Below are 13,823 nucleotides of genomic sequence, written 5' to 3' on the forward strand. Positions count from 1 at the left end.
GAAACGAGACTCAACTCCGGCGGCGCGCTCTGGTGCGTGCCGCCTTCTTTGCGGCGGCTGAGCGGACGTTGGCGCCCTTGGTGCGGCTCGCCTTGCGCGCCGCGGCCGAACGCGACGCAGCCGTTCGCCGGCCCGCGGCACGCTTGCCCTGTTTCGACAATGCACTGCGCGACGCGGTCGAGCGCGGCTCCTTCTTCAAAACCTCCTCGACGGCCCGCGACACGCGCGGCCGGCGCTTCGGAGTGCGCTTGCCCTGACCGACCTCATAGGCATATTTGGCGCTGCGGCGCGTCGCCTTCTTGACGCGTCCTTTTCGCGGCGGCGGCAGATCGACGCCGGCGCGGCGCGCCTCGGAGAGACCGATGGCGACAGCCTGCCGCGTCGAGCGCGCGCCGTGCTTGCCCTTGCGGATCTTCTCGATCTCGTCCTTGACGAATTCGCCGGCCTGCGTGCTTGCCGATTTACCGGCACGCTTGTCTTGTCTGGCTTTGCGAATGACTTGCTGTCTTGGCATAGGTCAGTTCCCTCTGGATTTCACAGGGATGTCTGACCGCAACGCGCAAGATGGACGATCGATCCTTTCAGTTCCTGAGCGCCGCCAGCAATTCATCCGGGCGTTCGGCCATGATCATGTGGCCGGCGCCCGGCACGACGACGGTCTTCGCATGCGGGATCGCCGCCGCGAGCGTCTTGCCGGCCTTCACTGGTGTCATCATGTCTCGCTCGCCGAGGATGAGTGTGACTGGCACCGTCACGCTCGCGGCGGCTTGAAGCGCATTCGCGTAAGCATTGCAGGCCGACAAATCCCTGAACAGCACGCCCGGCTCGCAATGCTTCAACACGGCCTGCGCGCCGCCATGCATCCACAGGCCCGGTGCGAGGCTGCCGCCGAGTTCGGCGTTGAAGCCGAGGCCCCAGATCGAGACCATGTCGAGCGCGTCCTGGTCGTTGGCCTCGGCTGCCTTCAGCAGATCCGGGCCGACCGTCATGGTCGCGGCCGTGCCGATCAGGCTCAGTGCGGATACTTTTTCGGGATGCCGTGCCGCCGTCTCCAGCGAGATCAGTGATCCCATGGAATGGCCGATCAGATGCGCCTTCGTAACTCCGGCCGCATCGAGCAGCGCGGCCGTCCAGTCGGCCATCTCGGCGATGCTGCCAAGCGAAGGCCCGGACGAGCGGCCGTGACCGGGCATATCAGGCGCCAGCACGGCAAAACCGTGATGGGCGAACCAGCGCGTGTGCAGTGCCCAGGTCGAACGATCGAAGCCGGCGCCATGGAGGAAGACGACCGCAGGCAGGGACTTGTCGAAGTCGCGGCCGCCGGTTGCGACAAACATTTCGGCGCCGTTGACGGAAAGCTTCATGGTGTCAGACCTTTTGCGAGATGCGCAGCGCCTGCGCAAGATCGTCGAGGATGTCGCTTGCCGCCTCGATGCCGACCGACAGTCGCACCAATTCCTCGCCGATGCCGGACGCCTTGAGTTGCGCGGCGTCCATCTGCTGATGTGTGGTCGAGGCGGGGTGGATCACCAGCGTCTTGGCGTCGCCGACATTGGCGAGATGGCTGATCATGCGCAGCGATTCGATGAACTTGCGCCCCGCGGGCCGCCCGCCCTTGATGCCGAAGGAGACGATCGAGCCGGCGCCGCGCGGCAGCAATTGTTTTGCCAGCTGGTAATCCGCGTGGTCCTCGAGCGAGGGATGCAGCACCCAATCCACGGCCTTGTTGGCCTTCAATGCTTCCAGCACGAGGTGCGTGTTTTGGATGTGGCGGTCCATGCGCACGCCGAGCGTCTCCACGCCCTGCAGGAGCTGGAACGCGTTGGTCGGCGACAGGCAAGCACCGAAATCGCGCAGGCCTTCGGTGCGCGCGCGCATGATGAAGGCAGCCGTGCCGAACTGCTCGTCGAAGACGATGCCGTGATAGCCGCCATAGGGTTCGGTCAGCACGCCGAATTTTCCGGATGAACGCCAATCAAACCGGCCGCCGTCGATAATGGCGCCGCCGATCGCGATGCCGTGGCCGCCGATCCATTTGGTCGCCGAATGCATGACGAGGTCGGCGCCGAGTTCGATCGGACGGCTGAGATAGGGCGTGGCAAAGGTGTTGTCGATCAGCAGCGGGATCTTCGCGTCATGCGCGATCGCCGCGACCTTCGGAATGTCCAGCACCTCAAGCCCGGGATTGCCGATGGTCTCGCCGATCACCAGTTTCGTGTTCGGCTTGATCGCCGCGCGGAACGCCTCGAGATCGCGCGGCTTCACAAAAGTCGTGGTAATGCCGAAGCGCGGCAGCGTGTGCGCCAGCAAATTGATGGTGCCGCCATAGAGCGAGCTCGACGCCACGATATGGTCGCCGGCGCTGAGCAGCGTGGCGATGGCGAGATGCAGCGCGGCCATGCCGCTCGCGGTGCAGATCGCGCCGACGCCGCCTTCCAGTGCCGCGAGCCGCTCCTCCAGCACGCCGGTGGTGGGATTGGAGATGCGCGTATAGATGTGACCGGCGCGCTCGAGATTGAACAGCGCGGCGGCGTGATCGGAATCCTGGAACACGTAGGACGTGGTCTGGTAGATCGGCACCGCGCGGGCGCCGGTCGCGGGATCCGGATGCTGGCCCGCATGCAGGCTCAGGGTCTCGAAGGCGGGCGGTTTTGGCGCGGGCATGCGTGGCCTCGTTGGTCAATCGGCGGAGGCGGCTCTTGTGCCACAAAATGGCGGGGAACGTCAGCCCATTGACTCCGGCGCGCCGCGGCTCGCAACGAGAGTGTGATGCGAGCCCGTGGCTGCAACGGCAGGACGCTCCTTTCTCCTCGCATGCGGGGGAGTGGACCATCCGCTAGGCCATGACTCAATAAGCGGCTGGCCGCCTGATGTCCGGTTTACCGCCAACATCGGCCGAAGAGCGGATGGCCTCCGAGGTCGCAGATGGGCCAGATCCAGAAGTCGCGCTCGTCTCGGTCCATTCCTGTATTCTGATCGAACCCGAAATGTCGAAATGGTGTAAAAGCCGCGCTTCGCGTTATCGGAGCATAAACGCTGAGGCATCATAAGGAGGTAGCAACCTAGGCTGGTGATCGATGCGACATCTCATACTATCACTGTTCATGGTCTTCGCTTGCGCCCTGCAGGCAGAAGCCGAACCAACATCCGTTCGGTGCGACGGCAAATACTATCAGCAGCAGCAACCTTACTTCGTAACCTACGACCTCAAGACAAACCATTTTGTATTTGAGCGCGCCGGTGGGAACATTGTGACGGGCGAGATCATCGCAGCAACCGACGCGCAACTCGACTTCAGCCTCAGGGCCACGGGAGGACGCATCCTTTTCTCCTTCAACCGCCAGCGCAACGTGATGACGTGGCCGGGAATGCCCGCAGAAGAACTGGGAAGACCTTTGCTGCGACACGCCTGCGCGGAAGTTACCGGCAGAACAATGCTTTCCGCATTCTGGCAGCCGGAGCAATTTGATCCGAAACGTCGCGACCCGGTCGATGCCTTTTCGCTCACCTGCCCAGGCCAATATGGTCCATATTTCGTCACTTTGGATCGCTCTACAAAAACAGTAGTTCTAGAGACCCAATCCGCGGCCGAGATCATGTCGGGCAACATCACGGGGGCTGACGATGGCTTCATTAGGTTCGGAGTCGCTGGTCGTTCTGGTCAATTTGATCTGCTGTGGGATGAGCGCAAGAAAATGCTTACCTGGATTGGCGTTCCGGATAATCCGTCGAGGCCGACAACAAGCCACGAATGCACTGTCACAGCGCCGCGATCAATTATGGTGTACTACGATGAATGGGCCCGCTGGGGAAAATGAGACGGCATCCATGGGCGGCCCCCAAAGTCGCCTATGGGTCCACAAGCCGCAGATCACGCCCGAGGTGGGAAACTTCCGGTTTGCGTTGGCAAGCCGACGTTATGAGTACACGTCCTGGGCAACACCGCCCCGGATCGCCTGCTCGATCGCGCGCGCCTCCCGCAGCAGAATCTCCGCGACCTCCTGCTCGCGGCGGGGGCCGAGCCTCGTCCGAACGGCGGAGACGGTCATCGCGGCAGCGGGGCGGCCGTCCGGGGTCTTGATCCAGGTCGAGATCGATTTCGTACCCTGCACCAGGCCGATCTCCCTCATGCCGTATCCCAGCCGCCTCGCGGCAGTGACCTCGCCCAGCACCGTCGCAACGTCGGTCCGGTAGGCCTCGAATCTCTTCTCGTTGGCTGCGACGATTTTTCGCGCGTCCTGCGCCGGCATCGCCGCGAGGATGGCGACGCCTGCGCTGGAGACGCCGAGCGGCCGGCGCGCGCCGACCTCGATCGACAGCACCTGGATCGGATAGACGCCGATCCTGCGATCGACGCACAGCGTGTCGTTGCCGGTCCGTACCGTCAGGAACAGCGTGTCGCCGATCTCGGTCGACGCACGTTGCAGCGTCGGATTGGCGGCGATCAGCAGCCGCGACGGTCGGGCCCGTGCGAGCGCGAGCTCCGGCACCTGATTGCCGATCGCGTAGCGGCCGGTTTTGTCGTGTCGCTCGACAATGCCTTCCTCGATCAGCACATGGACGATGCGATGCACGGTCGGACGGGCGAGGCCGGTCGCCCGCACCACCTCGGCCAGCGGCACGCCGTCTTCGCGGCCTGCGGCAAGAATACGCAGCACCGCGAGCGCGCGCCGGATCGCCTGCGCGCCTTGTCGCGGTTCCGTCATGCGGCGGGCGGATTTTGCGGAAGTCGTCCTGTCCATAATATGGACAAGAACGCCACAATTCACTCGACAGGTAAAGCGCGCATTCGGAGATTGCGCTCCGGTAGAGATGCCATAAGCAACGTCTGGGCATTCGACGTCGAATTCGAAGACTTGGAATTGGAAGCGGCTTGGATTGCAAGCGACTTGGAATTGCAAGCGCTGCCGGGAGGTTAACATGAGATTAATCTGGATTGCCATGGCAGCCGCAGCGACGATGCTGGCGGGACCTGCCTCGGGCCAGCAATGGCCGGCGCGCAACGTCAAGCTGATCGTGCCCTATCCGGCCGGCGGCAATGTCGACAGCGCCGCGCGCATCATCGCCGACAAGCTCCAGGAAAAGCTCGGCCAGCCCTTCATCATCGAGAACAAGGCCGGCGCCGGCGGCATGATCGCGGGCGAGGCTTTTGCGAAATCGGCGCCCGACGGCTACACGCTGTTCGTCGGTGCCAACGGCCCGGTGCTGTTCGCAACCGAGATCAACAAGCGCGACGCCTACAACTGGAAGAAGGACTTCCTTCCGATCACGACGATCTCAATGACGCCGCTGGTGCTCGAGGTTCATCCCTCCGTGCAGGCGAACACATTCAAGGAATTCATCGACCTCGCCAAGCGCGAGCCCGGCAAGCTGACCATGGCCTCGCCCGGTCCGGGCACCACCAACCATCTGCTCAGCGAGCTGATGCAGTCCAGCCTCGATCTGCAATGGGTCACCGCGCACTACCGCGGCAATGCGCCTGCGGTCAACGACCTGCTCGGCGGCCAGGTGCAGTTCGCGTTCGACCAGCTCACGGTCAGCCTGCAGCACATCAAGGCCGGCCTGTTCCGGGCGCTGGCCGTCACCAGCCCGCACCGCCTGAAGTCGCTGCCTGACGTGCCGACATTCACTGAACTCGGCTACAAGGATTTTGACGGCCAGACCTTCACCGGCTTGTTCGCACCGGCAGGCACGCCGGCGCCTGTTATCGACAAGCTGCACGAGGCGCTGACCGGGATCCTGAAAGACCCGGCCGTGGTCGACAGGTTCGAGAAGCTCGGCGGAGAAGCCGTCGCGATGACGCCGGACGAGTTCAAGGCCTATCTCGAACGTGAGGACGCCAAATGGATTCCGATCGTGCGCAAGGCCAACATCAAGGCGGATTGATCGATGCGGATCGACCCCGCTGAGCTCGGCGCCGAGCGCATCTACCGGCTGATGACCGGCATCGTGGTGCCGCGTCCGATCGCCTGGGTGACGAGCCTGTCGCGCTCAGGCGTGCTCAACCTCGCACCGTTCAGCGCCTTCACCTTCGTCTCGCAGAAGCCGCCGATGCTGGCCATCAGCGTCGGCCGCAAGGGCGCGGACTACAAGGACACCGCGCACAACATCCTCGACACCGAGGAATATGTCATCCACATCGCCGATACTCCGCTGATGCAGGCCGTGCACGACAGCTCCGTCGAGCATCCGCCTGAGATCAGCGAGGTCGCGGAGCTTGGCCTGGAGACGCATCCGAGCGAGCGCATCAAGGTGCCGCGGCTTGGCGTTGCACCCGTCGCGATGGAATGCCGTTTCCGGCAGTGCCTCGAATTCGGCGACGCCCGCAGCCGGCTGATCGTCGGCGAGGTCGTGATGTTCCACATTCGCGACGGCCTCGTGAACGACGGCAAGGTCGAGACAGCGGCGCTCGACCCGATCGCGCGCATCGGCGGGCCGCGTTACGCCCGGCTCGGCGAGATCGTGACGCTGCGCGGCGTGTTCCAGACTCCCAAATCGACCGAGTAAGCGCGCAGCCTTGGGCCGCGCCGTCAAGACCATTGGAGAACGACAATGCGACTCGTGAGCTATCTCGTGGACGGAGAGCCGCGCTACGGTGCCGCCGTTGAAGGCGGTGTCGTCGATCTGACCAGGCGGATCGGCCGCGACTTCTCCGACGTGAAGTCGCTGATCGCGGCCAATGCGCTGGCCGCCGCGCAGGAAGCCATCGCCGGACAGAAGCCGGACCACGCACTCGACGATCTCGTGCTGCTTCCGCCGGTGCTGGCGCCGGAGAAGCTGTGGTGCATCGGTGTCAATTACGCCGAGCGCAACGCCGAGTACAAGGACAGCTCGGACCTGCCCAAATATCCCAGCCTGTTCGTGCGCAGCATGTCCTCGATGACAGGCTCCGGTCAGCCGCTGGAGAAGCCCAAGGTTTCGGATCAGCTCGATTACGAAGGCGAACTCGTCATCGTGATCGGCCAGGGCGGCCGCCACATTCCGCGCGAAAAGGCCTGGGCGCACATCTTCGGCATGACGCTGTGCAACGAGGGCACGATCCGCGACTGGCTGCGCCACGGCAAGTTCAACGTCACGCAGGGCAAGAACTTCGACCGCTCCGGCAGCATCGGCCCGTGGATCGTCACCGCGGACGAACTCGACCCGCGCGGGCCCCATGACATCATCACGCGCGTCAACGGCGAGGTACGGCAGCAGGACACGACAGAACGGCTGATGTTCCCGTTCGACTTTCTGATCTCCTATCTCTCCACGTTCGCGACCCTCAAGCCCGGCGACATGATCGTGACGGGCACGCCGACCGGCGCCGGCGCCCGTTTCGACCCGCCGCGCTGGCTGAAAGTCGGCGACGTCGTCGAGGTCGAATCCAGCCGCATCGGCATGCTGCGCAACACCGTCGCGGCGGAGAGTTAAGCCATGCTGGATACCGCCACCATCGAACGCCTTGCCGCGCGCCTCGATGAAGCCGAGCGCACCAAGACGCTGATCCCGATGTTCTCGAAAGACTATCCCGATTTCGCCATCGAGGATGCCTACGCCGTTCAGCGCGCCTGGACCAAACTTCAGCTCGGCCGCGGCCGCGTCATCAAGGGGCACAAGATCGGCCTGACCTCGAAGGCGATGCAGAACGCGGTCGGCATCTCCGAGCCGGATTACGGCGTGCTGTTCGCCGACATGTTCTATGCCGACGCCACGCCGATTCCGTTCGCCCGCTTTCACGCGCCGCGGATCGAGGTCGAGCTCGCCTTTGTGCTCAAGGCGCCGCTACGCGGTCCCGATTGCACCATCTTCGACGTGCTCAACGCCACCGACTACGTCACGCCCGCGCTCGAGATCCTGGAGACGCGCATGCACCGCGTCGATCCCGAGACCGGCAAGACCCGAAAAGTCATGGACACAATCTCGGACAACGCGGCGAATGCCGCGCTGGTGCTCGGCGGCCGGCCGTTCCGCCCGATGGATGCGGACATGCGCTGGATCGGCGCGCTGTTGTTCCGCAACGGCGAGGTCGAGGAGACCGGGCTTGCGGCCGGCGTGCTCAACCATCCCGCCAATGGCATCGCCTGGCTCGCCAACCGCCTCGCGCCGCACGACGAACATCTCGCCGCCGGGGAAGTGGTGCTGGCGGGATCGTTCACGCGGCCCGTGGACATCCGCCGCGGCGACACCTTCCATGCCGATTATGGCACGTTCGGCTCGGTGTCGTGCCAGTTCGTCTGAATCAACACATGAAAGGGAGCGCACCATGACCGGTCACACGCGTCGCAAGAGCATCCATATCGGCGGCTTCAAACATGCCAATCCGATCCCGAACGCCTGCCGCATCGGCAATCTCGTAATGTCGGGCGTCATCCTCGGCCGCGATGCGGCAGGCGCGATGCCCGAGAGCCTGGACGCGCAGTGCGCCAACATGTTCGCGCACATGAAGGCGACGGTAGAGGCCGCCGGCGGCTCGACGGACGACATTATCAAGATGACGGTGTGGTTGAAGGACCGCACGCAGCGCGGTCCGGTCAATGTCGAGTGGCTCAAGATGTTTCCGGACGAGCATTCGCGCCCGGCGCGCCACGCGCTGCCGATGGACAACATGGACGGCGGCGCGCTGGTGCAGTGCGACTTCACCGCAATGATTGACTGAGGGAGTTTTCGCGCATGCCAACCTATCTGCCGTTCGATCCCAATCCGCGCCGCCCGGTCAAGGCGCCGCCGCCCAAAACCGTCGACAGCCAGTTTCACGTGCTCGGTCCCGTGGACAAATATCCGGAGCGTCCAGGTGCGGCCTATCGGATGCCGACGGCGACCTGGGAAGCGGCGCTGCGCGTGCACAAGACGCTCGGCATCGAGCGCGGCATCATCGTGCAGACCACGACCTATGGCGCCGACCATACCGTGGTGCTCGACGGTCTCGCCGCGATGGGTCCGAACTATCGCGGCTGCGCCAACGCGCTGGTGTTCGCCGAGGCGAACGATTCCTATCTCGCCAAGCTGCATGATGCAGGCGTCCGCGGCGCGCGCTTCAGCTTCCGCCAGGAGCTCGGTGCGGTGCTGTCGGACGCCGATTTCGCTCGCGCCATCGCGCGTATCCGCGAGCTCGGCTGGTACGTCAAGATCCAGCCCGAGAAAGACGGCATCGTCTCCAGCGTCGCCAAGTACGAAAATCTCGACGTTCCCGTGCTGATCGACCACATGGCGCGGCCCGATCCCGACGCCGGCAAGGACGATCCGAACCTGCGCAAGATGCTCGAGCTGCTCGCCAAGGGAAATTTCTGGGTGATGCTGTCGCTCGGCGAAAAGACCTCGAAGGCCGGCCCGCCTTACGACGACGTGATCCCGATCGCGCGCGCTTATATCGAGGCGGCGGTCGACCGCTGCGTCTGGGCCAGCGACTGGCCGCATCCAGTGTCGGTGAAGCAGCCGCCCAACGACGCCGATTTGCTCGAGCTGATGTACCGCTACGCGCCCGACCAGGCGACGCTGGAGAAAATTTTGGCGCACAACCCGGCGAAGCTGTTCGGATTTGCGGATTAGTCCGCGACCCTCATGGTGAGGAGCGCGAAGCGCGTCTCGTACCATGCAGGCCTGACTGTTGCCGGTGGCCATCCTTCGAGACGCCCGCTATGCGGGCTCCTCAGGATGAGGTCTGGTTTCGCGGCGAGAATGTTAGACCCTCATGGTGAGGAGCCCGCCAAAGGCGGGCGTCTCGAACCATGGAGGCCACGCGCTCAATCCTGGTGATCACGCCGCTGGCTGCCCGGCCAGCCGGTCACGCACCTCGGCGGCGATCTCGAACGAGCGCAGCCGGGCGGCGTGATCGTAGATCTGTCCCGTCGTCATGAGCTCGTCCGCGCCGGTTTCCGCAATCAGCGCCTTCAGCTTCTCTTCGACCACTTCAGGCGAGCCGACCGCCGAGCACGATAGCGACTGCGCGACCATGGCCTTCTCGGCCGGCGACCACAGCGCGTCCATGTCTTCGACCGGCGGCGGCAGCGGGCCGGGCGTGCCGCGCCTAAGATTGATGAACTGCAGCTGCAGCGAGGTGAACATGCGCTGCGCCTCGACGTCGCTGTCGGCGGCGAACACATTGACGCCGACCATCGCATGGGGCTTGTCGAGCTGCGCCGAGGGCTCGAAGCGCGCGCGATACTCCCGCAGCGCCGGCATCATCATGCCCGGCGCAAAGTGCGAGGCGAACGCGAACGGCAGGCCGAGCATGGCCGCAAGCTGTGCGCCAAAGGTGCTCGATCCCAGGATCCAGAGCGGCACGTTAGTCCCCATGCCGGGCACGGCGCGGATGGTCTGGTTCGGCTTGATGTCGCCGAGCAGCGCCTGCAATTCCAGCACGTCATGCGGGAAATTTTCGGAGCTCGTCGCGAGGTCGCGCCGGAGCGCCCGTGCGGTGAGCTGGTCGGTGCCCGGCGCGCGCCCGAGCCCGAGATCGATCCGTCCCGGATAGAGCGAGGCCAGCGTGCCGAACTGCTCGGCAATGATCAGCGGCGAATGGTTCGGCAGCATGATCCCGCCGGAGCCGACCCGGATCGTCCTGGTCCCGCCCGCGACATGCCCGATCACCACCGACGTCGCCGCGCTCGCGATCCCCGTCATGTTGTGATGCTCCGCCAGCCAGAACCGTTTGTAGCCCCAGCCTTCGGCATGCTGGGCGAGATCGAGCGAATTGCGAAACGCCTGCGACGCATCGCCGCCCTGACGGATGGGCGCGAGGTCGAGCACGGAGAAGGGGATCATGGGGGTACCGGATGGGAGGATCTGCGCAGATGATGCGCGTCTGGCACGTCACATGTAGTGTCAGCGCGTAGGATGGGTAGAGCACTTGCGAAACCCATCATGTTTCGTCATCGCGCAAGGCTCGATGGGTTTCGCTGCCGCTCTACCCATCCTACGAAGCTGTTCGAGTGGCCTGCACTCCCGTTCACAACACCGTTATTGCGGCCTGGTGCGCCGTTCGCGGTAACTGGGCGGCTCTCTCCTGTTGTTGTACTCTCGGTGGAGCCACTGCACTCGCCAGGAGGAACCGACATGACCATCGTCGTACTCAATCGCCGCAACCTCCTCGCCGCCGGCGGCTCCGTCCTTGCAACCGCAGTTTTGGCAACCGGCGTTTCCGGCCTCCTGCTGCCGGCCCGCGCCGAAGGCCTCGCACCGACCGATTCGATGTCGGGCGGGGCGAACAACTACCGCAAGGGCGCGGCGATCGTGGATCGGATCGGCAAGGGTGGCTTCTGGATGAGCGGCACGGTGCGCCGCGCCGGCGACGGAGCTCCGCTTGCCGGGCAGCGCATCCAGATCTGGGCGCACACGACCGAAGGGCAGGAGCACGAGCCGCAGAGTCATGGCGCCACGCTCACCGACAAGGACGGCAAGTTCCGGCTCGAAATGCCGCAGATCATTCCCATCTTCGGCCAGCCGCATGGCCACCTCGCCTATGACAGCGGTGAATTCAAGACAGTCTTCCTGCGTCCGGTGATGCGGAGCGCGAAGGAAACCAGCCTCGAAGCGCATTTCGTCCTTCAGCCGGCCTGATCGAATTGCAAACGACGCCGTGGAGATTGGCGCGGCCGCCCCTGATCTGGGTCGCCCTTGCTTTGGCCATTGGCGTGCCGATCGCGCTCGCTGCGGGGAGCGAGCAGCTCGCATGGCGCGGCCCGGTCTACATCCTCGCCGGCTTCGCGGGGATGATCGCGCTTGCTCTCGTACTCGTTCAGCCTCTGCTGATCGGCGGATATTTGCCGGGACTGTCGGCCTATCGTGGCCGGCGCGCCCATCACTGGATCGGCGGCGCGCTTGCCCTGGCGGTGGTGATCCACGTCGCTGGCCTCTGGATCACCAGCCCGCCCGACATGATCGACGCCCTGACCTATACATCACCGACGCCGTTCTCTCCCTTTGGCGTGACTGCCATGTGGGCCATCTTCACTGTTGCGCTTCTGGCGCTACTACGCCGGCGATTGGGCCTGCGGCTGCGAACCTGGCGCATCGTCCATATTCCCCTCGCGATCGTCATCGTCGCAGCCAGCGTGGCCCATTGCCTGCTGATCGAGGGGACGATGGAGACGATCTCGAAGGCGGCGCTTTGCGCGCTCGTCCTCGCAGCGACCATCAAGGTCATCGCTGACCTCTGGAGAAAGCGGGCGTTGCGCGGTGAGAGCGCGTAGGATGGGTAGAGCGCTTGCGAAACCCATCATGTTTCATCACCAAGCAAGGCCTCGATGGGTTTCGCTTCCGCTCTACCCATCCTACCGGCTGATTGCCGCTGACGCCGACGAGGCGTATCCTCGCGCGATGGTTGTCAGTGCCCCCGATCTGAAAGCGTTCCTGCTCGCGACGCCGTTCTTCGGTGGTCTCCCGGACCCAAGTCTCGATCTCCTGAGTTCGATGTTGGTCGAGTGCCGCTTCGATGCCGGCGCGACCGTCGTGGCGGAAGGTGAGCCGGGACGCTCGATGTTCGTCGTCAAGGCCGGTCGGCTGGCGGTGAGCAAACGGGCGAGTTCGGGGAGCGTCATCCCGATTTCGGTTCTGGAGCCCGGCGATCTCTTCGGTGAAATGACGCTGATTGAAATGCAAAATCGCTCCGCCACGGTCGCCGCGGAAAGTCTGGCGGTGCTGTACGAGTTGACCGCCCAAAATCTCTACGCTTGCTACAAGGCCGATATCCACGCCTATGTGATCGTCCTGCAGAACATCAATCGCGAGCTATGCAGACGGCTGCGTCGTTCCGACGATCGCTTCACCGGACATCAGGTGGATGATGACAATTGATCATGCGTAGGATGGGGGAGCGACTTGTCCGCCGTAGCTCGAAGAGCGTAGGCGGAAGCGAAACCCATCATGTTTCGTCACCGAGCAAGGCTTGCGGAACCATCCTGCTACGTCATCGAAGAAGGCCTTGATGGGGTCGCTTCCTGGACGAGCGCTTATTGGGAGTAACGACAATGACGCTGGTGGTGGCGTATGCCGGAACCGATGTTTGCTTTATGGTAGGAGATACGCTCCTGAGCCACGAGCACTTTGCACTTAAAGGCGATGTCGGCCCAGTCAACGGCGAATTTCACAGCTTAAAGATACAAATACTGACGAGCGAACTTGCGATCGGATTGGCGGGTAATTTTGATGCCGCTTATTCTGCGGTCGCAGCTTTGAAATTGGCCATTTCCGCTGATCCCACGCTCCATCCCACCGAATGGCTTGCGTCCAAAAACATTCTCGACGCTGATTTTCTTGTTTTGAAGAACGGGGCGAAGAAGGAATTGTTCGTTATCGAGAGTGGTAACGTCCGACAAGCAGTTAACGGGCATATCGGTGACCCCGAAGAGTGGAATCGATTCCTTCAATTGAAGAAGGATTACAATGGAGCATCTGAACGGCACACCATCGATGAGAACGGAAAGGTTGTGCGGTCAAATCCCGTGACAAGCGGCGAGAAGGAATTCGCAGTTGTGTCCGACGCGATGGAAGCACTTTGCTGGGACTGCGTTGGCCGAAAGGAGCCGACCGTCGGTGCGATCAGCGGCTGCGTCGTTCGTATTGTCGATGCACGAATTTCGGGACAGCTCGAATATCTTCAATCGGTTGAGGCCTCCCATTTTCCATGGGAGCCCTCCGGAGGATTCACCGTTCTGGCGTCAAATGAGCTAGGGTCTGTTGGGATTCAGGATTCTCATCGGGGCTTGGTTGTGATTCAAGCTTGGGATGGACCGATTCGTTTTGACTGATGCCCAATGGGCGAAGATGGAGCCGCATTGTCTTGGCAAGCCGGGAGATCCGGGCCGCAGCGGCAAGGACAACCGACTGTTTGTCGAGGCCGTTCT

Annotated in this window: 16 protein-coding genes and 1 pseudogene; 12 read left to right on the forward strand and 5 right to left on the reverse strand. The window is 63.5% G+C overall.

Annotated features, from left to right (window positions below; translation table 11 throughout):
* Nucleotides 1-10: 10 nt before the first annotated feature.
* From ABIB06_RS24325 to ABIB06_RS24335, 3 genes are all read right to left on the reverse strand, one after another.
* Nucleotides 11-514, reverse strand: coding sequence for a DUF6496 domain-containing protein (locus ABIB06_RS24325; protein ID WP_354051255.1), 504 nt, complete (start codon nucleotides 512-514; stop codon nucleotides 11-13).
* 67 nt (nucleotides 515-581) lie between these two features.
* Entirely contained in the window at nucleotides 582-1,364 is a 783-nt protein-coding gene (locus tag ABIB06_RS24330; protein ID WP_354051256.1) for an alpha/beta fold hydrolase, read from the reverse strand.
* A 4-nt stretch (nucleotides 1,365-1,368) separates the two neighbouring features.
* On the reverse strand, nucleotides 1,369-2,664 hold the full coding sequence (locus ABIB06_RS24335; RefSeq protein WP_354051258.1) for an O-acetylhomoserine aminocarboxypropyltransferase: 1,296 nt from the start codon (nucleotides 2,662-2,664) through the stop codon (nucleotides 1,369-1,371).
* Between the two features lie 413 nt (nucleotides 2,665-3,077).
* Between ABIB06_RS24335 and ABIB06_RS24340 the strand changes: the two genes are divergently transcribed.
* The gene (locus ABIB06_RS24340; RefSeq protein WP_247445280.1) at nucleotides 3,078-3,818 is read left to right on the forward strand and encodes a hypothetical protein; all 741 of its coding nucleotides are present in this window, start codon (nucleotides 3,078-3,080) and stop codon (nucleotides 3,816-3,818) included.
* Between the two features lie 99 nt (nucleotides 3,819-3,917).
* Here ABIB06_RS24340 and ABIB06_RS24345 read toward each other — a convergent pair whose 3' ends face one another.
* Nucleotides 3,918-4,742, reverse strand: coding sequence for an IclR family transcriptional regulator (locus tag ABIB06_RS24345; RefSeq protein ID WP_354051262.1), 825 nt, complete (start codon nucleotides 4,740-4,742; stop codon nucleotides 3,918-3,920).
* A 178-nt stretch (nucleotides 4,743-4,920) separates the two neighbouring features.
* Here ABIB06_RS24345 and ABIB06_RS24350 point away from each other — a divergent pair, with 178 nt between their 5' ends.
* From ABIB06_RS24350 to ABIB06_RS24375, 6 genes are read left to right on the forward strand one after another with little or no spacing between them, the layout of a single operon-like run.
* Nucleotides 4,921-5,886 (forward strand): Bug family tripartite tricarboxylate transporter substrate binding protein, encoded by a 966-nt coding sequence (locus ABIB06_RS24350; protein ID WP_354051263.1) that lies wholly within the window; start codon nucleotides 4,921-4,923, stop codon nucleotides 5,884-5,886.
* 3 nt (nucleotides 5,887-5,889) lie between these two features.
* Entirely contained in the window at nucleotides 5,890-6,507 is a 618-nt protein-coding gene (locus tag ABIB06_RS24355; RefSeq protein ID WP_354051265.1) for a flavin reductase family protein, read from the forward strand.
* Nucleotides 6,508-6,552: 45 nt separating this feature from the next.
* The gene (locus ABIB06_RS24360; RefSeq protein ID WP_354051266.1) at nucleotides 6,553-7,413 is read left to right on the forward strand and encodes a fumarylacetoacetate hydrolase family protein; all 861 of its coding nucleotides are present in this window, start codon (nucleotides 6,553-6,555) and stop codon (nucleotides 7,411-7,413) included.
* A gap of 3 nt (nucleotides 7,414-7,416) precedes the next feature.
* The gene (gene hpaH, locus ABIB06_RS24365; protein WP_354051268.1) at nucleotides 7,417-8,220 is read left to right on the forward strand and encodes a 2-oxo-hept-4-ene-1,7-dioate hydratase; all 804 of its coding nucleotides are present in this window, start codon (nucleotides 7,417-7,419) and stop codon (nucleotides 8,218-8,220) included.
* Between the two features lie 25 nt (nucleotides 8,221-8,245).
* Nucleotides 8,246-8,638: a RidA family protein gene (locus ABIB06_RS24370; RefSeq protein WP_354051270.1), complete on the forward strand. Its 393-nt coding sequence runs from the start codon at nucleotides 8,246-8,248 to the stop codon at nucleotides 8,636-8,638.
* A gap of 14 nt (nucleotides 8,639-8,652) precedes the next feature.
* Nucleotides 8,653-9,528, forward strand: a complete 876-nt coding sequence (locus tag ABIB06_RS24375; protein WP_354051272.1) for an amidohydrolase family protein — start codon at nucleotides 8,653-8,655, stop codon at nucleotides 9,526-9,528.
* Nucleotides 9,529-9,735: 207 nt separating this feature from the next.
* Here the strand turns inward: ABIB06_RS24375 and ABIB06_RS24380 are convergent, their stop codons facing one another.
* Nucleotides 9,736-10,743 (reverse strand): LLM class flavin-dependent oxidoreductase, encoded by a 1,008-nt coding sequence (locus tag ABIB06_RS24380; protein ID WP_354051274.1) that lies wholly within the window; start codon nucleotides 10,741-10,743, stop codon nucleotides 9,736-9,738.
* A gap of 291 nt (nucleotides 10,744-11,034) precedes the next feature.
* Between ABIB06_RS24380 and ABIB06_RS24385 the strand changes: the two genes are divergently transcribed.
* The 5 genes and pseudogenes from ABIB06_RS24385 to ABIB06_RS24405 form a co-directional block, all read left to right on the forward strand.
* Nucleotides 11,035-11,538 (forward strand): peptidase associated/transthyretin-like domain-containing protein, encoded by a 504-nt coding sequence (locus ABIB06_RS24385; protein ID WP_247445270.1) that lies wholly within the window; start codon nucleotides 11,035-11,037, stop codon nucleotides 11,536-11,538.
* 26 nt (nucleotides 11,539-11,564) lie between these two features.
* Nucleotides 11,565-12,170, forward strand: coding sequence for a ferric reductase-like transmembrane domain-containing protein (locus ABIB06_RS24390; protein WP_354051276.1), 606 nt, complete (start codon nucleotides 11,565-11,567; stop codon nucleotides 12,168-12,170).
* Between the two features lie 127 nt (nucleotides 12,171-12,297).
* Entirely contained in the window at nucleotides 12,298-12,774 is a 477-nt protein-coding gene (locus ABIB06_RS24395) for a cyclic nucleotide-binding domain-containing protein (protein ID WP_354051289.1), read from the forward strand.
* Nucleotides 12,775-12,947: 173 nt separating this feature from the next.
* Nucleotides 12,948-13,727, forward strand: a complete 780-nt coding sequence (locus tag ABIB06_RS24400; RefSeq protein WP_354051278.1) for a hypothetical protein — start codon at nucleotides 12,948-12,950, stop codon at nucleotides 13,725-13,727.
* Nucleotides 13,705-13,823, forward strand: a pseudogene (locus ABIB06_RS24405) (IS5/IS1182 family transposase); the annotation flags it as partial. The gene ABIB06_RS24400 and the pseudogene ABIB06_RS24405, both read left to right, overlap by 23 nt.

The sequence above is a fragment of the Bradyrhizobium sp. LB8.2 genome, assembly GCF_040548035.1.
Taxonomy (GTDB): Bacteria; Pseudomonadota; Alphaproteobacteria; order Rhizobiales; family Xanthobacteraceae; genus Bradyrhizobium.